This is a genomic window from Enterobacter sp. RHBSTW-00901 (assembly GCF_014103115.1).
Classification (GTDB): Bacteria; Pseudomonadota; Gammaproteobacteria; order Enterobacterales; family Enterobacteriaceae; genus Enterobacter; species Enterobacter cloacae_P.
Genome location: NZ_JABXPB010000001.1, coordinates 2,281,700 through 2,304,836, shown reverse-complemented (window position 1 = coordinate 2,304,836; position 23,137 = coordinate 2,281,700). Strand labels below are relative to the sequence as shown.

Genomic DNA, 23,137 nt, shown 5'->3' with positions numbered 1-23,137 from the left:
GATTATAGGCAATGGCTGAAAATCAATACTACGGCACTGGTCGCCGCAAAAGCTCCGCCGCTCGCGTGTTTATCAAACCGGGCAACGGTAAAATCGTAATCAACCAGCGTTCTCTGGAACAATACTTCGGTCGCGAAACTGCCCGCATGGTAGTTCGCCAGCCGCTGGAACTGGTTGACATGGTAGAAAAACTGGATCTGTACATCACCGTTAAAGGTGGTGGTATCTCCGGTCAGGCAGGTGCGATCCGTCACGGTATCACCCGCGCTCTGATGGAGTACGACGAATCCCTGCGTTCTGAACTGCGTAAAGCTGGCTTCGTTACTCGTGACGCTCGTCAGGTTGAACGTAAGAAAGTGGGTCTGCGTAAAGCACGTCGTCGTCCACAGTTCTCCAAACGTTAATCTGCTTTCTGCTTACGCAGAACGATTGGCGAAAAACCCGCTTCGGCGGGTTTTTTTATGGATAATGCTTAGGTTATCCACAAAATCAATGCATATATCTCCTCTTTTTCCGTATTTCCAGAATCCCCTCACCACAAAGGTCATAAAATCTGGTAAACTATCATCCAATTTTCTGCCCAAATATCGGTGAATACTCGATTTTTGTTCGATTCTTGAACAATGTGTTTTCCCTGGGATGGGCGATACAACATCTGGCTGGCCCTGTTGGGGCTGGTAGCAGTAAAAATTCTGAATATACCTGGAGGTTTTCATGGCTGTCGCTGCCAACAAACGTTCGGTAATGACGCTGTTTTCTGGTCCTACTGACATTTATAGCCATCAGGTTCGTATCGTGCTGGCCGAGAAGGGTGTCAGTTTTGAGATCGAGCATGTGGAAAAGGATAACCCACCTCAGGATCTGATCGATCTCAACCCGAGCCAAAGCGTACCGACGCTGGTAGATCGTGAGCTGACCCTGTGGGAATCCCGCATCATTATGGAATATCTTGATGAGCGTTTCCCGCATCCGCCACTGATGCCTGTTTACCCGGTTGCGCGTGGTGAAAGCCGCCTGTACATGCAACGTATCGAGAAAGACTGGTACTCGCTGATGAACGTTATCGTCAACGGTTCCTCCTCTGAAGCGGATGCTGCACGTAAACAACTGCGTGAAGAGCTGCTGGCGATTGCGCCCGTGTTTGGTCAGAAGCCTTTCTTCCTGAGCGATGAGTTCAGCCTGGTGGATTGCTACCTGGCTCCTCTGCTGTGGCGTCTGCCAACGCTGGGCGTTGAGTTCAGCGGCCCGGGTGCGAAAGAGCTGAAAGGCTATATGACTCGCGTATTTGAACGCGACTCTTTCCTGGCATCTTTAACTGAACCGGAACGTGAAATGCGTCTCGGCCGAGGCTAATGACTGTGGAAATGTCACAACTTTCTCCACGCCGTCCGTATCTGCTGCGCGCCTTCTATGAATGGCTGCTGGATAACCAGCTCACGCCGCACCTGGTGGTGGATGTGACGTTGCCGGGCGTGCAGGTTCCAATGGAATACGCGCGTGACGGGCAGATCGTGCTGAACATTGCGCCACGTGCGGTGGGTAACCTGGAGCTGGCAAATGACGAAGTGCGCTTTAATGCACGCTTTGGCGGCGTGCCACGCCAGGTTTCTGTCCCGCTGGCTGCTGTGCTGGCTATTTACGCACGTGAAAACGGCGCAGGTACCATGTTCGAGCCGGAAGCGGCATACGACGAGGATGTTGCCAGCCTGAATGACGACAGCGCTGAAGGTGAACCCGTGATGTCTGTCATTGATGGCAATAAGCCGGGAAGTGACGATGGCGATGATGGCGATGATACGCCTCCGTCGCCACCTCGTGGTGGACGCCCCGCGTTGCGAGTGGTGAAATAGATTACTTAAAAAGGCCCGAAAGGGCCTTTTTTGTGGGTGGTATTCCAAAATCCCCCAAACGGCATAAACGTTGTAACAGAGGTAACATTGCTATTATTTAGATAAAACTATTTATTTGGTGAATGCATTTTGCTTTGTTTTATTCTGTTTTATTTTTTGTTTTGAAAATAACATTGATAAGTTTTCTATTCCGGTCATCTTTATAAATTCTGAAAATCGTTATTACACTCTTATTTCTCAATAATAGATATTATTTCCCGATTATACTGGCAGCGGGCTCACCAAGGGATAATCATCATCCGTGAGCCAGGGGATATATGCAAACGAAACCACGGCTCGTGTAGACGGTTACGACGAGAGGGCAACTGGCATCAAACCGCTTGCCAGTGGCACCGGCAACGATCGGTTCGGTGTGAACCGTGAACTATAGCGGGTAACGTCAGCAGGCTAATACAGCTATTTTTTTACCGTAACCTATAACGCTTTCAGTATTCAATCCTCGTCGGTCTGATGAGCTATTAATTATCATTGCAAGGTGAATCATCATCCTGCAGTTAATATCAATGTTAATGGATGTAACATATGAATAAAATCTACAGTATTGTCTGGAGTGCCGTGCGGAATATGTACGTTGTTACTTCAGAGCTGGCGTGTGGTGACAGTAAACTTAAAACGCAGGCAGGCGTCAACAATATAAAAACCTCCCCGGATACACAACCTGAAGCACAGCCGGCGCTGAAAGCAAAACGCACTTTGCTGGCTCAGGCGCTGATCGCCGCGCTCGGTGTTTCCAGCCCGTTTGCCATGGCCGGGAATACGGAAGAGTATACCTCCGTTGGCGAGAACGCCATCACCAGCGCCACCATTGACTACTCATCAAAGGATCACGGCAGCGCGCTGTATGTTTCGGGCCTCGGCGTTTCCGCCAGTAACGAAGAAGGGAGTGCTATTACCATTACAACAAATGGTGGTGGCAGTGAGCAGGGTGGCAATTACGCGATCTCCCCCGCAATTGAAGTGAATAACGGTGCCCAGCTTACTCTTTACGACGCCACCGTGGAGGCTGACGGGGAATATACCTCAGCGCTCTACCTGGATATGGGCGGTCAGGCAGAACTTCATGGTGGCGAAGTGTCAGGTAATGGCAACTATCTATTGATTGCGCTGCAGACTCAGTCAAAGCTGACGCTGGACAGCGTCGACGTGACAGCAACAGCAGGCACCTACTCCGGGTACATACCCAACGCACAATCTATCTATGTGCAGCAGGGTAGTCACCTGATTATAGAGAACGGTAGCAACCTCCAGTTGGGGGCGAATCAGATAAGCGTGATCGAGGGCTCCACTCTGGATATGTCCGGCAGCACAGTCACCACCGCTTCCGCAACCACCATATTTGCTGGCGCGAGTACGGTCAATATTACCGATTCCACTGTAACATCTAACGGCATTGGCATTGTTGTTAAGGGATCAACGGCTAACATTACCGGTTCCGCCACGTCGAACATCACTGCCGATAATGATGCAATCCAGGTCACCGGGCAAAATAACACACTGAAAGTCCATGGTGCGACGGTCAACTCCAGTGCTGCCGCAGCGCTGCATGTTGTCAGCGGTGCCACCCTGACCAATAACGACGCCATCATAATAGACGGCAACAGTACGTTTACCGCGCCGACCGCCCTTCAACTGGACAGCGACGTGGCTATCAATGCTTCCGACTCTACATTTGATGGCAACATTGTCGCAGGCAAAACGGCATCCACCCTGGACTTCAACGGTTCCACGATAAAAAACGGCAGCGTCACGGCGTCGGGCAGTCGCCTCTCGCTTGATGACAGCAGTACGTGGACCATGGCTGACGACACCATCGCCGACACTCTCGGCTCGCTGGATAACGCTGGCACCATTACTATGGGTGGCAATACGCTGGCCATCACCAACGGTTTGACGTTGCAAAGCACCAGTGTGCTCAACATCGCCCAGACAGATGCCACCATTCCGCTGATCACCACCAAAGATGCCGCGCTTGACGGCACGCTGTATATCCATTCGACCCCGTCACCGCAGACCTACACCTCTGATACCGAACTGGGTGCGATGGCGATTATTATCGACGCGCAGAATGCGATTGTCGGTGATTTTGATAGCGTCACAATCGACGCCGCGGCAGCCACGCCGGACTATCTCACCTACAGCACAGGTATCAACCCCACTGACAACACCCAATATACGCTGAACATGGGCCTGACATGGTATGCAGACGGTACGCATAGCGCCTCCGGGGCCTCCGGCAACTTCACGCTGGATGCGGGCGACACTTTTACGGTCACGGGGACGCTGGCTAACCAGACGGGTAACGCAAACTGGGACGGTAAAACCCTGACCAAAGAGGGCGACGGCGCGCTGACCCTCGCCGGCAATAACACCTACACCGGCGGCACGACAATCAATGGCGGTACGCTGACGGCAGCCAGCGCCAATGCGCTGGGGACGGGGGCGGTGGCAAACCACGCTACCCTGGTGCTGGGCGCGGGCGATACTGTCAATGTCACTGGCGGTATCACCACCTATACCGGTGCGACGACGACGCTGGCAGCGGGGACAACGCTGGATCTTGGCAGCAGCGCGTTCACACAGCAGGACGGTAGCACGCTCAATATCGACCTGGGTGCCAGTGCCAGCAGCCCGATCATCACCGCTGGCAGCGCTAACCTGGACGGCTCACTGAACATCACCGGCATTGGTAATGTCACTGACCCGCTGCAAAATAACCCGAATACGTTCACCCTGATTGATGCTAACAGCGCCATCAGCGGCGATTTTGATAACCTGACCATTGCCGGAATTGACGCAAAAGAGGTCGACTTCCTGACCGTGGATGGTCGCATCAATGCCAGCGACAGCTCGCAGTATCAGCTGGCGGCTTCCCTCTCCTGGTACGCCGATCGTGACGGTGCGGCCACCGATGCCAACGGTACCTTTACGTTAAGCAACCCGGACGGCAGCTTTAACGTCGCCGCCGACCTGGCAGACGTTGACAGCTCACTTGACCCCAGCAGCACCACCGGTTGGGATGGCAAAACGCTCACCAAAGAGGGCGGCGGAGAATTAATCCTCTCAGGCAATAACAGCTATAGCGGCGGTACCGACATCAACGACGGCACGCTGACGGCAGCCAGCGTCAATGCGTTGGGGACGGGCGAGGTGACAAACCACGCCAGTCTGGTGCTGGACGCGGGCGATACGATCAACGCCACTGGCGGCATCACCACCGATACCGGTGCCACGACGACGCTGGCGGCGGGCACCTCGCTGGATCTTGGCAGCGGCACGCTGACACAGCAGAGCGGCAGTACGCTGGACGTCGAGCTTGGCAGCACATCGGCACAGCAGCCATTGATCATCGGTGATAGCGCCACACTGGATGGCACGCTACAGGTGGGTGGTGCTGGCATGAAGGACATCAGTTCCGATGCGCATCTGGAAACCATCACCCTGATGGATATGGACAACGCGATCGGCGGCGACTTTACCAGCCTGTCGATGGATCTTACGAACTCACCGGATTACCTGACCGTCAGTGGCATGATTAACCCTGACGATGATTCGCAATACCTGCTGACGCAAGCGTTAAGCTGGAATGCTACCACCACCTCGGCGACCCCGGCGCACGGCACTTTTACCCTGGATGCCGGTAAAACCTTTGAAGTGACCAGTGTACTGTCTGACCAGACGGGTAACGCAAACTGGGACGGCAAAACCCTGACCAAAGCAGGCAAGGGCACCCTCGTTCTGAGTGCGGAAAACACCTATAAAGGCGATACTCATGTCAATGACGGCACGTTGTGGCTTACCGATACCGGCGTGATTGGTGCGACGAGCAGCACCCAGAACGTGAACGTTGCCTCCGGCGCGACGTTCGGTGGCACGGGCACGGTCAACGGTAACGTCAATAACAGTGGCAGCATCGCCATGAGTCAGAACGGTGAAACGGGGCACACCCTGACCATCAACGGCGACTACAGGAGTACCGGCGGTAGCCTGTACATGAACACCTATATGGGTGATGACAATTCTACGACGGACAAACTCGTGATTTCCGGCGATGTTTCCGGTACCACGGCGGTGACATTTACCCCCACCAATTCCGGTGACACGGGTATGGCGACCACTAACGGCATTGAAGTGATTGACGTTGGCGGTACCAGCGTTGGCGGCAGCGGCAATGACGCCAGTTTCCAGATGCAGGGGCGCGTGATGATGAGCGCGTATGAATACCGCCTTTACCAGCATGACGACGGTAACTGGTATCTGAACTCGACAACGTTAACACCGACCCCATCGGATGACGGTGGTGATGGTGGCGACGTCACGCCACAGTACCGTGCCGACATTGGTGCTTACCTTGGCAACCAGTGGATGGTGCGTAACCTGCAAATGCAGACGCTCTACGACCGCGAAGGCAGCCAGTACCACAACGAAGACGGTAGCGTCTGGATGCGCTTTAAGGCCGGTACCTCGGACTCGCAGGCGGCGGACGGTAATGTTGATATCAACAATAACTACTCCCAGTTCCAGCTTGGCGGTGACGTCCTGACCTGGAGCAACGGTGAGCAGAGCCTGGCCGTTGGGGGGATGGGCAGCTATGTCAACGCCGACACCGACAGCACCGGTAACAAAGGCGCGGACGGCAGCCAGTTCTCCGCTAAAGGCCATACCGATGGCTATAACCTGGGTGTTTATGCCACCTGGTTTGCGGATGCGAAAAATCATAGCGGGATGTATGTGGATAGCTGGTATCAGTACGGCTTCTACAACAACAGTGTTGATAACGACGGTATTGGTTCGGAGGATTACGACTCCAGCGCCAGTGCCATCTCGCTGGAAACCGGCTACCGCTACGATACCGCGCTACAAAACGGCAACACCGTCAGCCTGACGCCACAAGCACAGGCAACGTGGCAACATTACAGCGCCGACAGCCTCACTGACCACAGCGGTACGCGCATCGACGACCAGGACAGCAACAGCTGGAACACGCGCCTCGGCCTGCGTGTCGACGGTAAACTGCACAACAGTAAAGGGTCAGTCATTCAGCCATTTATGGAAGCCAACTGGTTGTACACCAGCGATGACACCAGCGTGTCGTTCAACGACATGAGCGTGGATCAGGATATTCCAGCTAACCGCGCTGAGCTGAAAGTGGGCATTAAAGCCAACCTGAACAGCCAGTGGAGCGTGACAGGGCAGGTGATGGGTCAGAAAGGGAATAATGACTACAGCGATCTAAACGGCAGTCTAAACGTGCGCTATAACTGGTAACGCAAGTCGTGTAATACAGGTCGCCGGTGGGACAGGCGGCCTGGCTATCCAGACTTTCGGACCATCCTGCCGTGACAGAGGCGATATGAAAAGCGGGGGAGTAGAACAGACTCCCCATCCCTGAATGTGGCTCCAGGACTGGGGAGTCAGAAAGGTATTACACTTCCAGGAAGTTCATAATCCCGTCAGCGGCCTTGCGGCCTTCGGCAATTGCCGTCACCACCAGGTCAGAACCGCGAACGATATCACCACCGGCGAAGATTTTCGGGTTGCTGGTCTGGAACGCGTTGTCGCTGCCTTCCGGCGCAATCACGCGGCCCTGAGAATCCAGCTCAACGCTGTGCTTCGCCAGCCACTCCATGCTGTGAGGGCGGAAGCCGAACGCCATGACAACGGCATCAGCCGGGATCACATGCTCGGAACCGGCAACGATCTCCGCACGACGACGGCCTTTCGCATCTGGCGCACCCATTTCTGTGCGCGCCATCTTCACGCCGCTCACTTTGCCGTTGGCATTCACTTCAATACCCAGCGGCTGGATGTTGAACTGGAACTCCACGCCCTCTTCACGCGCGTTTTTCACTTCGCGTTTAGAGCCCGGCATGTTCTCTTCGTCACGACGATAGGCACAGATGACGTGCGTTGCATTCTGACGAATGGAGGTACGCACGCAGTCCATCGCGGTATCACCGCCACCCAGCACCACCACGCGTTTGCCTTCCATGCTGACGTAAGGCTCATCGGCGGTTTCGCCGTAGCCCATAATCTGCTTGGTGTTAGCAATCAGGAACGGCAGAGCGTCGTAAACACCTGGCGCATCTTCGTTTTCCAGACCACCGCGCATGGACTGATAGGTCCCTACGCCCAGGAACACGGCGTCGTAGTCCTTCAGCAGATCGTCGAGCTGCACATCGCGGCCCACTTCCACATTCAGTTTGAACTCAATGCCCATACCGGTGAAGATTTCACGGCGGCGAGTCATAACCTCTTTTTCCAGCTTGAAGGCCGGGATACCGAAGGTCAGCAGACCGCCGATTTCCGGGTGACGGTCAAAGACCACCGCCTTCACGCCGTTACGGGTCAGAACGTCTGCACAGGCCAGACCTGCCGGGCCCGCACCGATGATCGCCACGCGTTTGTCGGTTTGCTTCACGCCGGTCATATCCGGACGCCAGCCCATCTCGAACGCTTTATCGTTGATATAGCGCTCGATGTTACCGATAGTCACCGCGCCAAACTCGTCGTTCAGCGTACAGGAACCTTCACACAGACGATCCTGAGGACACACACGGCCGCACACTTCCGGCAGGGTGTTGGTCTGGTGAGACAGCTCGGCGGCTTCAAAAATACGTCCTTCGTTGGCGAGTTTCAGCCAGTTCGGGATGTAGTTGTGCACCGGGCATTTCCATTCACAGTAAGGGTTACCGCAGGACAGGCAGCGGTCTGCCTGTGCTTTGGCCTGGCCTTCTGAAAACGGCTCGTAGATTTCCACAAATTCAATTTTACGGATCTTCAGCGGTTTCTTTGGCGGATCAACACGCTGCAGGTCGATAAACTGGTATACGTTCTGACTCATTGCTACCCCTTACTGCGCCTGCACACGCAGCTCTGCTGCGCTACGACTACGGTGACCCAACAGTGCTTTAACATCGCTGGACTTCGGTTTAACCAGCGCGAATTTCGCAGAGAACGCTGGCCAGTTCGCCAGGATCTCTTCGCCGCGCGAAGAACCGGTATGCTGCACGTGTTCGGTAATCAAACCGCGCAGGTGTTCTTCGTGGATGGCAAGCGATTCAACATCCAGCACTTCCACCAGTTCCGGGTTCACGCGTTTGCGGAACTCACCGTCTTCATCCAGGACGTAAGCAAAACCGCCTGTCATGCCTGCGCCGAAGTTCACGCCGGTTTTACCCATTACGCAAACAATCCCGCCCGTCATATATTCACAGCCGTTATCGCCAATGCCTTCCACTACGGTGATGGCACCGGAGTTACGCACTGCAAAACGCTCACCCGCACGACCCGCTGCAAACAGACGACCGCCAGTCGCACCGTACAGACAGGTGTTACCAATGATGCTCGCCTCGTGGCTGCGGAAGGCAGAACCCACCGGAGGACGCACCGCCAGCAAACCACCCGCCATGCCTTTACCGACGTAGTCGTTGGCATCGCCAGTCAGGTACAGCTCAACGCCACCGGCGTTCCACACGCCGAAGCTCTGACCCGCGGTACCGCTGAAGTGTGCGGTAATCGGATCGGCTGCCAGACCCTGGTCGCCGTGCGTTTGCGCGATGTAACCGGAGAGCGATGCGCCAACAGAACGGTCGGTGTTGCGGATATCAAACCAGAACGTTTTGCTCTGTTTCTCATCCACGTACGATTTCGCCTGCTGCAGCAACTGCGCGTTCAGCACGCCGTTGTCGAACGGCGGGTTGTTCTCGGTGCAGTAGACCGCTTTGCCAGCATGCGGCTGTGCGGTTTCCAGCAACTTAGACAGCTCCAGCTTCTGCTGTTTGGCGGTGAAGCCTTCCAGCTCTTTCAGCAGGTCAGTACGGCCAATCAGATCCACCAGGCGTTTCACGCCCAGCTGCGCCATCAGCTCACGGGTTTCACGGGCGATGAAGTCAAAGTAGTTCGTCACTTTGAACGGCAGGCCGTGATAGTGATTCTTACGCAGCTTCTCGTCCTGGGTAGCAACACCGGTTGCGCAGTTGTTCAGGTGGCAAATACGCAGGTATTTACAGCCGAGCGCAACCATCGGGCCGGTACCGAAGCCAAAGCTTTCCGCACCCAGGATCGCCGCTTTGATGATGTCGAGGCCAGTTTTCAGGCCACCATCCACCTGCAGACGGATCTTGTGACGCAGACCGTTAGCGACCAGCGCCTGCTGGGTTTCCACCAGCCCCAGCTCCCACGGACAGCCCGCGTATTTCACGGAGGAGAGTGGGCTTGCCCCGGTACCACCGTCGTAACCGGCGATGGTGATCAGGTCAGCGTAGGCTTTCGCCACGCCGGTTGCGATGGTGCCGACACCCGGTTCGGAAACCAGCTTCACGGAGATCATCGCTTTCGGGTTGACCTGTTTCAGGTCGAAAATCAGCTGCGCCAAATCCTCGATAGAGTAAATATCGTGGTGCGGCGGCGGGGAGATCAACGTCACGCCCGGTACCGAGTAGCGCAGTTTGGCGATGTACGGGGTCACTTTGTCACCCGGTAACTGACCGCCTTCGCCCGGTTTTGCACCCTGAGCGACTTTAATCTGAATCACGTCGGCGTTGACCAGGTACGCTGGCGTCACGCCAAAGCGACCGGATGCCACCTGCTTAATACGGGACACTTTATTGGTGCCGTAACGGGCAGGATCTTCACCGCCTTCGCCGGAGTTCGAGTTACCGCCGATGCTGTTCATGGCTTCGGCCAGCGCTTCGTGGGCTTCCGGGCTCAGCGCGCCGATAGACATCGCTGCGGTGTCGAAACGCTTGAACAGATCGGACGCAGGTTCAACGTCGTCGATACTGACCGCATCATCACCCGGGTTCAGTGCCAGCAGATCGCGCAGGGTGGCTGCCGGACGGTTGTTGACCAGTTCAGCATACTGCTGATAATCACTGTACTCACCGCTCTGAACAGCCTGTTGCAGCGTGCGCACCACGTCCGGGTTATAGGCGTGGTATTCGCCACCGTGAACGTATTTCAGCAGACCGCCTTGATCCAGCGGCTTACGTGCCAGCCAGGCGCGTTTCGACAGATTCACCAGATCCTGCTGGAAGTCAGCAAAACCGGCACCGCCGATGCGGCTGATCACGCCCTGGAAGCAGAGGTTAGCAACATCGTCGTGCAGACCGACCGCTTCAAACAGCTTCGAACAGCGGTAAGATGCAATTGTCGAGATGCCCATTTTGGACATGATCTTGTACAGACCTTTGTTGATGCCGTTACGGTAGTTCAGCATCACAGCACGGTACTCTTTTTCAATCGCGCGGGTGTCGACCAGACGAGCCAGCGTTTCGTAAGCCAGGTACGGGTAGATCGCCGTTGCACCAAAGCCTAACAGCACGGCAAAGTGGTGCGGATCGCGGGCGCTTGCGGTTTCCACAATGATGTTGGCGTCGCAGCGCAGGCTCTTATCGACCAGACGCGTCTGAATCGCACCCACCGCCATTGGCGCAGGTACCGGGAGACGGTTTTTCGCGATATTACGGTCAGACAGCACCAGCAGAACGGTACCGTTACGCACCATCAGTTCAGCTTTGTCACACAGCGCACTCACCGTCTCTTCGAGAGTCGCTTCGGTCACGTCGAAAGTGATATCGAGCGTGTCAGCGCGGTAGTGCTCCTCTTTCATGGTGGTGAGCTGTTTGAAATCGGAGTACAGCAGGATCGGTGATTTAAAGGTCAGACGGTGTGCCTGGCCTTCCGCTTCACAGAAGACGTTCATCTCACGGCCAATGCTGGTCGCCAGCGACATCACGTGTGCTTCACGCAGCGGATCGATTGGCGGGTTGGTTACCTGCGCAAACTGCTGGCGGAAGTAGTCATAAATGATGCGAGGCTGGCTGGAGAGCACGGCAAACGGGGTGTCATCACCCATTGAGCCGACCGCTTCCTGGCCGTTTTCGCCGAGCACGCGGATAACCGAGTCCAGCTCTTCGGCGCTGTAGTTAAACTGTTTCTGGAAGCTCGCGAGGGTGTCATCGTCCATTTCGCGGCTGCCAACATCTTCATCCGACAAATCTTCGAACGGCACGAGGCGACGAACGTTTTTCTCCATCCACTCTTTGTACGGATGGCGGCTTTTCAGATCGTTATCGGTCTCAGCGGAGTGCAGAATGCGCCCGCCACGGGTGTCGATAACCATCAGTTCGCCAGGGCCGACGCGACCTTTTTCGACCACTTCGTCAGGCTGGTAATCCCAGATACCCACTTCGGAGGCACAGGTGATGAGCTTATCTTTGGTGATGACGTAGCGCGCCGGACGCAGACCGTTACGGTCCAGGTTACAGGCAGCAAAACGACCGTCGGACATCACGATGCCCGCCGGGCCGTCCCACGGCTCCATATGCATGGAGTTAAAGTCAAAGAACGCGCGCAGCTCTGGATCCATATCCGGGTTGTTCTGCCAGGCTGGTGGCACAAGCAGACGCATGGCGCGAACGATATCCATACCGCCTGCCAGCAGCAGTTCCAGCATGTTATCCATTGAGCTGGAGTCAGAGCCGGTTTCGTTGACGAACGGCGCTGCGTCGTGCAGGTCAGGGATCAGCGGTGTCTGGAACTTATAGGTACGGGCGCGTGCCCACTGGCGGTTACCTGTGATGGTGTTGATCTCGCCGTTGTGCGCCAGGTAGCGGAACGGCTGAGCCAGTGGCCAGCGTGGTACGGTGTTGGTGGAGAAGCGCTGGTGGAACAGGCAAATGGCCGATTCCAGACGCAGATCCGCCAGGTCCAGGTAGAAGCGCGGCAGGTCAGCCGGCATACACAGACCTTTATAGATGTTCACCAGGTTAGAGAGGCTACAGACGTAGAACTCTTTATCTTCCTGAAGACGCTTTTCAATGCGACGGCGGGCGATAAACAGACGGCGTTCCATATCACGTGGACGCCAGCCCGCAGGCGCGTTGACGAAAATCTGTTCAATACGAGGCAGCGAGGAGAGGGCGATTTCACCGAGCACCCCTTCGTTGGTTGGCACATCGCGCCAGCCGACAATAGACAGGGTTTCACGTTGAAGTTCTTCTTCGACGATGCGGCGTGAGGCGGTAGCTTTTTCAGGATCCTGGTTCAGGAACAGCATACCGACAGCGTAGTTTTTGGCTAAACGCCAGCCGCGCTCTTCCGCAACGATACGGAAGAAACGATCGGGTTTTTGCAGCAGCAGACCGCAACCGTCGCCGGTCTTACCATCGGCAAGGATGGCTCCACGGTGCTGCATACGGGCCAGTGCGTGAATGGCGGTACGCACTACCTTGTGGCTAGGTTCGCCTTCTATGTGGGCGATCAGGCCGAAACCACAGTTATCCTTCTCAAGGGATTTATCGTACAACATATCAGTGAACCTCCCCAGGCTCGTCGGGCTTCCCACTGAACCGTGGCGCACAGGCACAGAAAGAGCATGGCGACGGGGTTTGCGCTTCATACGCGTACCTCGCATTCGCCCTCTTTTTCATCCTTTCGCGCAGGTAAACAAGTTTGAGGACTTGCTTCAGAGGGAATCTCAATTACTGCATAAATATGATGAGCAGGCCGCTCATCCAGAAAGCTTCCAGCGGATTTCCAACTTATCGGGAATTGGTACACAGGTCAAATGGCAATCTTATTTATACAAAAATGTGCTAAAGAGTGGTTATGTTGTTGTATTTAAATGGCATTTAACTATTTTTACAACAACTAAACGCCCCGGCAAGGCATCGTGGAGTGTGATCTGACTCACTATATGAAAGCGGTATTAGCAATGTACCGTGCTGAATAACATTTTTTTAGCAGAATAATAATCTGGTACTGGTCGCAAACCCGCATAAAGACACTGTTTTTCAGTGTTGACGCTGCAAATGAAAAAAACCATCAGAACATAAGGAAAAGTAATCACGCCTGGCGTGAATGAAATTGCAGTAATCCTGATTATTTATTCAGATAGATAAAGGCAGCCCAGGGCGATTGATCCAGGTCATCGCCGACAGAGGCTAAAAATGGCAGGCTTGTCCCCTTTCTTCGGGACGGTCTATCAGATTATGCAGTTACAGAAATTAGTCAATATGTTTGGTGGGGATCTTTTGCAGCGCTATGGGCAAAAGGTTCACAAGCTGACGCTGCACGGTGGTTTTAGCTGCCCGAATCGCGATGGCACTATCGGGCGCGGTGGCTGCACATTCTGTAACGTCGCCTCGTTTGCTGATGAAGCACAGCAGCACAATTCCATTGCGGAACAGCTTGCTCATCAGGCAAGTCGGGTGAACCGTGCAAAGCAGTATCTGGCCTATTTCCAGGCCTACACCAGCACCTGGGCGGAAGTTCAGGTGCTCCGCTCGATGTATCAGCAGGCCGTCAGCCAGGCCAGTATTGTTGGCTTGTGTGTCGGTACTCGTCCGGACTGTGTCCCGGACGCGGTGCTGGATCTGCTCAGCGAATACAAAGAGCAGGGGTATGAGATCTGGCTGGAGCTGGGCTTGCAAACGGCGCACGACAAGACCCTGCACCGTATCAACCGTGGACATGATTTCGCCTGTTACCAGCGCACCACGCGCCTGGCGCGCGAGCGCGGTCTGAAAGTTTGTTCGCATCTGATTGTGGGGTTGCCCGGCGAAGGGCAACAGCACGGTCTGGAGACGCTGGAAAAGGTGGTTGAGACTGGCGTGGACGGGATCAAACTGCATCCGCTGCATATTGTGAAGGGCAGCATTATGGCCAAAGCCTGGGAAGCCGGGCGGTTAAACGGTATTGAACTTGACGAGTATACGGTGACGGCGGGGGAGATGATTCGCCATACGCCACCGGAGATTATTTACCACCGCATTTCCGCCAGCGCCCGCCGCCCAACGCTTCTGGCACCGCTCTGGTGCGAGAACCGCTGGACGGGGATGGTGGAAATTGACCGCTATCTGCACGAGCACGGCGTGCAGGGCTCGGCACTTGGTCGCCCGTGGGTTCCCCGCTTAGCGGCGGCGACCGCCTAACAGGCTCCCCAGCATGCCGCGTACAATCTGATTGGTCACCTGCCGCGCCGCGCTTTTCGCCATTGTCTGCACGACGCCATCACGCTTACCGCCGCGCGGCCCGGTGCTGCCAAACAGGATATCTTTCAGCCCACCCAGAATGCCGTCATCCACGCCAGCGGACTGGCCTTTGGCGGCGGGAGCATCCTGTGATTCCGTGGCCGTCTGTACCCCTTTTTGCAGCATCTCGAATGCGGATTCTCGATCCACTTCATCTTCGTATTTACCGTAAACGGGCGAGTGGTTAATCAGCCCGTTGCGTTCGTCGTCAGTCACTGGCCCCATCCGTGAGCAGGGCGCAATCACCATCGCGCGTTCCACCACGGACGGACTGCCCTTCGCATCCAGGAAGGAAATCAGCGCTTCACCGGTGCCTAACGCCTGGATGGCGGCTTCGGTATCAAACGCCGGATTGGCGCGCATGGTTTGTGCGGCGGCCTTAACGGCTTTCTGATCTTTTGGCGTAAAGGCGCGCAGGGCGTGCTGCACGCGGTTACCGAGCTGCCCCAGCACGTTATCCGGGATATCCGACGGATTCTGCGAAACAAACCAGACGCCGACGCCTTTGGAGCGGATCAGGCGGATAACCTGTTCAATTTTATCCAGCAGCACCTGGGGTGCATCGTTAAACAGCAGATGCGCTTCGTCAAAGAAGAACACCAGCTTTGGCTTCTCAAGATCGCCCGCTTCTGGCAATTGTTCGTAGAGCTCAGAGAGCATCCATAGCAGGCTTGCCGCATAGAGTTTTGGCATCTGGTAGAGCTTCTCTGAGCTCAGAATATTGATGATGCCTTTGCCGTTGCTGTCGGTACGCATCCAGTCTTTGATATCCAGCATCGGTTCACCGAAGAAATGTTCGGCACCTTGTTGCTCCAGCGTCAGTAAACCACGCTGGATAGCCCCCACTGAGGCGCTGCTGATATTGCCGTACTGGTTCTGGAAAGATTTGGCGTTGTCGCCGATGTATTGCGTAATGGCACGCAGATCTTTGAAATCGAGCAGCAGCAGTCCCTGGTCGTCGGCAATGCGGAAGATAATATTCAGCACACCCGACTGCACATCGTTGAGGTTGAGGAGACGAGCCAGCAACAGAGGGCCAAGGTCGGAGACAGTGGCACGCACCGGGTGGCCTTTTTCACCAAAGATATCCCATACCACCACCGGATTGTTATGTGGCGTCCAGTCCGTGATGCCAATGTTTTTCAGGCGCTCAAGCAGTTTTTCCGACGCAGTGCCTTCCTGAGCCACCCCGGTTAAATCGCCTTTTACATCGGCCATAAAAACCGGCACGCCAATCTCTGAAAGCGACTCAGCCAGCTTCTGTAGGGTGACGGTTTTCCCCGTCCCGGTGGCTCCGGTGATCAGGCCGTGGCGGTTTGCCATCGCCGGCAGTAAAAACAGCTCTTTTTCCAGCGTCCGGGCAATTAACAATGGTGTACTCATAATACGCGTCCTCTCTTAGTCCTGGGTGGAGTATAGGCAACCTGACGGCATTTTGGCTCAGTAAATTCCTGAGTTTGCGGCGTATTGCCCAGCGCGGACTATGCTTTTGCATACGGTTCACAACATCCAGGGAAACTATGTCCAGATTCTTTTTTAACGACCGCAAACAACTGGTCAACGATGCCATTGAAGGCATTCTGATTTCTGCCCCGCACGGGAATCTTGTCAAACTCGATATCGATCCGGCCATTCGTGTGGTGGCACGCAGCGACTGGGATAAAAGCCGCGTGGCGGTGATCTCCGGCGGTGGTTCCGGCCACGAACCAGCGCACGCCGGGTTTGTCGGTAAGGGAATGCTGACGGCGGCGGTGTGTGGCGATCTGTTCGCCTCGCCGAGTGTTGATGCCGTGCTCAATGCCATTGTGGCGGTGACGGGCGACCGTGGCTGCCTGCTGATTGTGAAAAACTACACCGGCGACCGGCTTAACTTTGGCCTGGCCGCTGAAAAGGCGAAACGTTACGGCCTGAAGGTGGAGATGGTGATTGTGGCGGACGACATCGCCCTGCCGGATAACAAGCAGCCGCGCGGTATTGCCGGTGCGGCGCTGGTGCATAAGATTGCAGGTTACGCGGCGGAGCACGGGAAATCGCTGAGTGAAGTACGGGACATTGCGCAACAGGCTTGCGATAACCTCTGGAGTCTGGGGGTTGCGATGCAAACCTGCAACCTGCCAGGCAGTGATGATGAGGAAGGACGCATCAGACAAGGCCACGTGGAGCTGGGGCTGGGTATTCACGGTGAGCCAGGGGCTTCCGTTGTAGATACGCAAAACAGCAGAGCCATTATCGACACGCTGGTGACACCACTTAAAGCACAGGCTGGTGAGGGGCGCTTTGCGGTGCTGATTAACAACCTCGGCGGCGTGTCGGCGCTTGAAATGGCGCTACTGACCAAAGAGCTGGCACATTCGGCACTGAAGGACACAATTGCGTATCTGATTGGCCCGGCACCGCTGGTCAGTGCGCTGGATATGAAGGGCTTTTCGCTGACGCTACTGAAGCTCAACGATCTGTTTGAAAAAGCGATCGCTGAGGAGGTGGAAACGCTGGGCTGGCAGAAACCCGTCGCTTTTGCGCCTTTGCGCACGATCCCGCACAGCGCGATCCACGATCGCGTGGAATATACCCCGTCGACCAATCAGCAGGTGGGCGAGTATGTGTTTTTGGTAACAAACACGTTGATTACGCTGGAAAACCGACTCAATGCGCTGGATGCCAAAGTGGGTGATGGCGATACGGGTTCGACCTTTGCGCAAGGGGCGCGGGATATTGCGCAGCGTCTGGAAGAGAACACGCTTCCACTTAATGACGTGTCGACGCTGCTGTTACTGGTAGGTGAACGGCTGGCAACGGTGATGGGGGGATCGAGCGGCGTATTAATGTCGATCTTCTTCACGGCGGCAGGACAAAAGCGGCATGACGGGCAGTCGTTGCCGCAGGCATTGCTGAGCGGGCTTGCGCAGGTGAAGCAGTATGGCGGGGCGGATCTCGGCGATCGCACCTTGATCGACGCGCTGCAACCGGCGCTGGAGGCACTGCAAAAGGGCGATCTTCAGGCGGCGGCGCGGGCCGCACAGCAGGGCGCGGATGCAACGGCGAAAATGGTGAAAGCTGGCGCGGGACGTTCGTCGTATGTGAACAAAGATAATCTGGACGGTGTGATGGATCCGGGGGCGGTTGCGGTTGCAGAGGTGTTTAAGGCAATGGCAGAAGCAAAACGGTAACACGCGTTACAGGTTTTAGTGCTTGCACCCTCTCCCTGTGGGCTGAGGGTTCCCCACAAATTACAGGTTGGCACAGAATACCCCCTCTCCCTTGAGGGTGTACGGTCCGGGGACATGGTAGACAGGTGTTCGGGGACATGGTGAACACTTTTTAACATCCTTTACCTATGGTGATCGATTTTTTCTTCAGGTCGATCACCCCCACTTTCGTGCTGTACCACCACACGTCATAACAGCCGTCTTCCTGTGTTTCCCTCAGCCCTACCCGTTCCCCCCTGAACGCCTTGCCTGCGCTCAGACTGACTCCTTTCACGCTCAGCTTCCCGCTGATATCGACTTTCCTGACCATCACCCCCTCATCGTATTCCGGTGGGATTGTGTTGCCGTTGTACTGTCGTGCGGACGGCTGATACCGGGAGGCCGGAACGTTCATACCCAGCGCCTCGTGCGGTCGTTCAAGGTTATAGACGGTGCGCCAGTGTTCAAATGCACGCTGCAGTTCACCGCTGTCCGCGAACCACTTCCCCTGCAACACTTCCGCCTTCAGGCTGCGGTGAAAACGCTCCAGCTTGCCCTGTGTCTGCGGATGATATGGCCGGGAGTGCCCCACCCGGATACCCAGGCGCATCAGCCACAGCTCCAGTGCCGTCCAGATGCCGGTGGTGTCGCCCCACGGCGCTCCGTTATCCATCGTCATCCTGTCCGGCAGACCGTAGCGTTCAAACACGCTGACCAGCTGCTGCTGTACGGTCTCACGCCGTTCATCGGTGCAGTGTGCCAGGCACAGGGAAAAGCGGGAGTGGTCATCCAGCAGGGTGAGCGGATGACAGCGGCCACCACCAAAGGGAAAGTGTCCCTTAAAATCCATCTGCCAGAGGCGATTGGGCGCATCATGTTCGAACCGCCCTGAGGCCGGAATGCCCGGTGAAACGCCCGGCAGCAGACCGTGGCGGGCCATCAGGTTATGGACGGTGCTGAAAGCGGGCATGCAGTGCCCCAGGTCTTCCAGCCAGCGCTTAATCTTGCGTGCGCCCCAGCGTTCATGACGGTCATGTGCCATGCGCAGCAGAGCTGTGATGTCATCAGATGAGCGGTTCGGGGAATGATGAGGTATACGGGGCCGGTCCAGAAGGCCGGATGCGCCTTCCTGAGCCCAGCGCTGAAGCCACTTATAGCCAGTGGCAGGCGAAATGCCGTAGTGACGGCACAGGGAACGGATGTTCGCCCCGTCCTGCGAGGCAAACAAAACAAACTCGGTACGTAATGACATGGTATCTCTCGCATCCCAGGGCATAAGTGACTCCATAAACGGGTTCTTATGCCTTAGTTGTAAGTGTCTACCATGTCCCCGAACAAGTGTTCACTATGTCCCCGGACTGTACAGAGGGAGAGGGCTGGGGTGAGGGGGAACATAAAGCAGTAGTGGTTATTCCGTTCACTTTATGTTGATTGCTACTCTGTAACGACGATACAGGTGAACGTGCCAGGGCGGTTCACCGCCACCGCCCTGGCAACCCGGGCTCCCGGCAGGAAAATCGCCGCTGCGCGGTACCCTCAGCTTATTCCTTCAGGCTTCGGGTCGGGCATTAGCCTGCATCCCTGCAGGCAATGCCCTCTCGGCGCATCCCTGCGCCTCGCCCCGGCCTTACGGAAACGCTTCGGCGATTTTCAGCCGGACCATGGAGTCGCTATAAGTCTTATATTTCAATGAAATAGTTTAATTGCTTAAGAAGAACAAAATTACTGGGGAACCCTCAGCCCTGTGGGAGAGGGCTGGGATGAGGGCATCAGGCCGCACATTTCCCCGGCAAATTCACATCAGAAATCCGCTTTTAATACCACGCGGTAACGGGCTTTACCGTCGCGCACATGCTGGATGGCTTCGTTGATTTTTGACATCGGGTACAGCTCGGTGGTTGGAGCCACTCTGGTGCGTCCGGCAAACTTCATCAGTTTGCGCAACTCGAATGGCGTACCGGTCGCAGAACCGGACACGCTGCGATCGCCGCCGATCAGCGTAAACGCCGGAACCGGAAGCGGCTTCATGACTGCACCGACGGTGTGGAAGTTACCACCGTAGGCCAGTGCTTCAAAGTATGGCTGCCAGTCGAGATCGACGTTCACGGTGTTGATGATCAGATCAAACTGACCTGCCAGCGCTTTCAGCGCATCCGGATCGCGGCTGTTGACGACCTTATCTGCACCCATCGCCAGCACTTCTTTCTCTTTCGACGGGTTAGAGCTGAACGCGGTGACTTCACAGCCCATCGCATGCAGCAGTTTGATGGCGATATGACCCAGACCGCCAATACCAATCACACCCACGCGGCTGGTGGCGGTGATATGGTGCATCAGCAGCGGTTTAAAGACGGTGATACCACCACACAGTAGTGGGCCTGCGGATTCAATATCAATGCTGTCCGGCAGTGGGATAACCCATTGCCAGTCGGCCCGCAGTTTATCGGCGAAACCGCCCTTGTTCAGAATAGTTGGTACTGCGCCCTCGAGGCAGTTTATCTGGTTGCCGCTGATACAGGCGTCGCAGTGACCACAGCTGCGCGCCGTCCAGCCGATCCCCACGCGCTGGCCTACCTTCAGGCCTTTATCCTGCGCGGCGCTACCGAGTGCGACGACACGGCCAATAACTTCGTGTCCGGCAACCAGAGGATACTGTGAAAAGCCCCATTCGTTGTCGATCATCGAAAGATCGGAGTGGCAGACCCCGCAGTAATCAACCTGAACTTCGACGTCTTCTGCTTTTAGTTCGCCCGCGTCGTATTCGTACAGTTCAAGTTCTGCACCCGCCTGCGGTGCGGCGTAGCTTTTTATCTTCGACATCGTGTTTCCCCTGTTATGGTGTGAACTGAAAAGTGTAGAGCATTCAGTTTAAGGCCGCTTAACAGAAGAGGGTGGGAACGAAATTTACAGACTTTTCAGCATCCTGACTTCGCAATCGACGTGGCCGGTGCAACCCAGCGGCGCATCAATATGCTCAAAGCCCAGATGTTCATACAGGCCAATGGCTTCCTTAAGGAAGGCGGTTGTTTCGAGATAACAGCGTTTAAAACCCTGTTCGCGCGCGTGATCGAGGGCGGTCAATGCCAGCTTTTTCGCCAGCCCCTTGCCACGTATGGCAGGTAAAAAATACATCTTTTGCAGCTCGCAAATATCCGGCTCGCTGCACGTCAGTGGCGCAACACCGCCGCCGCCCACCACCTGGCCATCATATTCAATCACCCAGTAGGCATGGCCTGGCTGGCTGTAAAGCTGAAACAGCTCGTCCAGATTCGGATCGGCAACGGTATAGCCTTTGTCGGCGGTCAGGCCGTATTCCGCAGAGACGGTACGGATAACGGCGGCAATAGCCGGGTTGTCGCTGGCGGATATCCGGCGGAGTGTAGGAAGGGACTGCGTGGAATTCATTTTGTTACTCAATCGAAAAACAATTCATCATAGTGATATTTGATACCACTCTCTTTTCCATCATGCAAGGTGGATATTACCACTGAGAATTTTTTTTCATCACTAATTGGTGTATTTCGTCGTGTGGCTCAATTTTTATTAATTTTATTTAGATTAATTTTTCCATCCGGGTTTTAAACTCCAATATATTATTTGTCAGAGTGATGAATTATGAATAGGGATATGTATTTATTTATGTCTCTGCCGTGTGAGATTTTTTCAACGTTCCATCGTTTCGAAAATTATTATATTGATGATATGCAGTGTGGCGATTTGAACGATTGGGATTTTCAGCGCCTGGGCCTGGAGGATATCTCTGTTCGGGTTGATCCGTTCAGGTGTTTGCAATTTGATATGATGACTACTTTTAACGGATTTGGACTTCAGCAAAAGCAGGGAGGGCCGATTAGTCGGCAGCACTGCGCAGATATTATGTTCGATGAGATGAAAGAGCTATCTACGCAATTTGCTAGCGGGTTGTATGCTCCTCTTATTGGTGAGCTAATTGACCATTTTCATTACGGCAACGGGCAACCATGGACGGGTGTCCGTTTGAACCACGCATATGAAGGGATCATCAAGGGTGTTGGAACAAATGATGTACTGAGGGAAATTTGGGATGCGATAGATAATCATTTATATTTGAAACGGCAAGCGAGTCTGGATTATCATTTTTTTACGGATTTGAAAGCAAAAATAAATCATTTGAGATTACCAAAATTCAATCGTTTTATTGATAGGTTTAATGGTTTGGGGGTAAGCATACATGATATTTATGCGCAACAAATCAAACTGGTGCGTTTCCAGCGCTATGCCATGTCATGGGAGGGATTACTTTCTTTTAAAGGGCAGGATCATTTCGGCCTCGGCAGAGAGGATATTGCTAGCGAGCTTTATAAAAATTTTCGCTTCTTCCGCATCTGGTTTTTCCTGCAACGACATAGTGATTATGCATTCAAGCCATTTATGACTAACTTTAGTGCGCATATTCCTGTTAAGGGTGGCGTATGAAATCGAAATCTGAAGTCGTTACCGGAAGTCTGGTGTTACTGATATTCAGCTATATGCTCTGGACACAACGACCTGTCACTGTTATTCGGGCAGGGAGTCAGGTTGAATACGACCCTACGTTTGTGCTAGAGCAGTTCGCGAGCAAAGATAGACGGTTCGAGTCGTACGATATAGTGGTGAATCACTTCCCATTAACCGAATGGGGTCGAATTCACTGGTACCTGGATCATAAAGAAGAACTGAAAAAAATATACAATATTCCTTCTGGCGACTCTTATACTATTACTTTTTGGGATATTGGCAGCGGATTTACTGATACTCAAACATCCAGCGATAGCGATCTGTATTGTTTTCCCCCGAAAAATGATACAGAGAAACATTGTATCGAAAAAAATATGCTTCTTGATGTAGAGTTCGACACGGCAACCTACGAAAGATTTTCTTTCAGCAACATAGAGTATTACTGGATAGCTATGCCAGACAGGAAGCTGGTACGAATAAAAAATGCCTTATAAAAGAAAACGCCGAAGAGGGTCTCCGGCGTTTTCATACT

14 protein-coding genes are annotated in these 23,137 nt (G+C 54.6%); 8 read left to right on the top strand and 6 right to left on the bottom strand.

Features of this window, described 5'->3' with window-relative positions; translation table 11 throughout:
• The first annotated feature begins 11 nt into the window (after positions 1–11).
• The 4 genes from rpsI to HV318_RS11045 all read left to right on the top strand — a co-directional run bounded on the left by rpsI (position 12) and on the right by HV318_RS11045 (position 7,175).
• Complete coding sequence (gene rpsI, locus HV318_RS11060) at positions 12–404, top strand: 30S ribosomal protein S9 (protein ID WP_000829818.1); 393 nt, start codon at positions 12–14, stop codon at positions 402–404.
• A gap of 310 nt (positions 405–714) precedes the next feature.
• Complete coding sequence (sspA, locus tag HV318_RS11055; protein ID WP_003860438.1) at positions 715–1,353, top strand: stringent starvation protein SspA; 639 nt, start codon at positions 715–717, stop codon at positions 1,351–1,353.
• A 5-nt stretch (positions 1,354–1,358) separates the two neighbouring features.
• Complete coding sequence (sspB, locus tag HV318_RS11050) at positions 1,359–1,850, top strand: ClpXP protease specificity-enhancing factor (RefSeq protein ID WP_182272811.1); 492 nt, start codon at positions 1,359–1,361, stop codon at positions 1,848–1,850.
• A gap of 582 nt (positions 1,851–2,432) precedes the next feature.
• Entirely contained in the window at positions 2,433–7,175 is a 4,743-nt protein-coding gene (locus tag HV318_RS11045) for an autotransporter outer membrane beta-barrel domain-containing protein (RefSeq protein ID WP_182272810.1), read from the top strand.
• A gap of 157 nt (positions 7,176–7,332) precedes the next feature.
• On the opposite strand, the gene gltD is transcribed toward HV318_RS11045, so the two are convergent.
• A complete protein-coding gene (gene gltD, locus HV318_RS11040; RefSeq protein WP_182272809.1) occupies positions 7,333–8,751 on the bottom strand; it encodes a glutamate synthase subunit GltD in 1,419 nt (472 codons plus the stop codon).
• A 9-nt stretch (positions 8,752–8,760) separates the two neighbouring features.
• On the bottom strand, positions 8,761–13,221 hold the full coding sequence (gltB, locus tag HV318_RS11035) for a glutamate synthase large subunit (protein ID WP_182274580.1): 4,461 nt from the start codon (positions 13,219–13,221) through the stop codon (positions 8,761–8,763).
• 682 nt (positions 13,222–13,903) lie between these two features.
• Here gltB and mnmL point away from each other — a divergent pair.
• Positions 13,904–14,845 carry a tRNA modification radical SAM protein MnmL/YtqA gene (mnmL, locus tag HV318_RS11030; protein WP_182274579.1) on the top strand — a complete coding sequence of 314 codons (942 nt, stop codon included), beginning with the start codon at positions 13,904–13,906 and terminating at the stop codon, positions 14,843–14,845.
• Here the strand turns inward: mnmL and HV318_RS11025 are convergent.
• The gene (locus HV318_RS11025) at positions 14,825–16,327 is read right to left on the bottom strand and encodes a helicase HerA-like C-terminal domain-containing protein (RefSeq protein ID WP_182272808.1); all 1,503 of its coding nucleotides are present in this window, start codon (positions 16,325–16,327) and stop codon (positions 14,825–14,827) included. The two genes, mnmL and HV318_RS11025, sit on opposite strands and share 21 nt — an antisense overlap.
• A 137-nt stretch (positions 16,328–16,464) precedes the next feature.
• Here HV318_RS11025 and HV318_RS11020 point away from each other — a divergent pair, with 137 nt between their 5' ends.
• Positions 16,465–18,111, top strand: coding sequence for a dihydroxyacetone kinase subunit DhaK (locus tag HV318_RS11020; RefSeq protein WP_182272807.1), 1,647 nt, complete (start codon positions 16,465–16,467; stop codon positions 18,109–18,111).
• Positions 18,112–18,262: 151 nt separating this feature from the next.
• Here HV318_RS11020 and HV318_RS11015 read toward each other — a convergent pair whose 3' ends face one another.
• The 3 genes from HV318_RS11015 to HV318_RS11005 form a co-directional block, all read right to left on the bottom strand.
• Positions 18,263–19,405, bottom strand: a complete 1,143-nt coding sequence (locus HV318_RS11015; RefSeq protein ID WP_419195714.1) for an IS481 family transposase — start codon at positions 19,403–19,405, stop codon at positions 18,263–18,265.
• A 524-nt stretch (positions 19,406–19,929) separates the two neighbouring features.
• Entirely contained in the window at positions 19,930–20,949 is a 1,020-nt protein-coding gene (ahr, locus tag HV318_RS11010) for an NADPH-dependent aldehyde reductase Ahr (protein ID WP_182272806.1), read from the bottom strand.
• 84 nt (positions 20,950–21,033) lie between these two features.
• Positions 21,034–21,534, bottom strand: a complete 501-nt coding sequence (locus HV318_RS11005) for a GNAT family N-acetyltransferase (RefSeq protein WP_182272805.1) — start codon at positions 21,532–21,534, stop codon at positions 21,034–21,036.
• Positions 21,535–21,756: 222 nt separating this feature from the next.
• Between HV318_RS11005 and HV318_RS11000 the strand changes: the two genes are divergently transcribed.
• Entirely contained in the window at positions 21,757–22,584 is an 828-nt protein-coding gene (locus tag HV318_RS11000; RefSeq protein ID WP_249421801.1) for a DUF3289 family protein, read from the top strand.
• Positions 22,581–23,099 carry a DUF943 family protein gene (locus HV318_RS10995; protein WP_182272803.1) on the top strand — a complete coding sequence of 173 codons (519 nt, stop codon included), beginning with the start codon at positions 22,581–22,583 and terminating at the stop codon, positions 23,097–23,099. The genes HV318_RS11000 and HV318_RS10995 overlap by 4 nt, the downstream gene beginning before the upstream one ends.
• Positions 23,100–23,137: the final 38 nt, after the last annotated feature.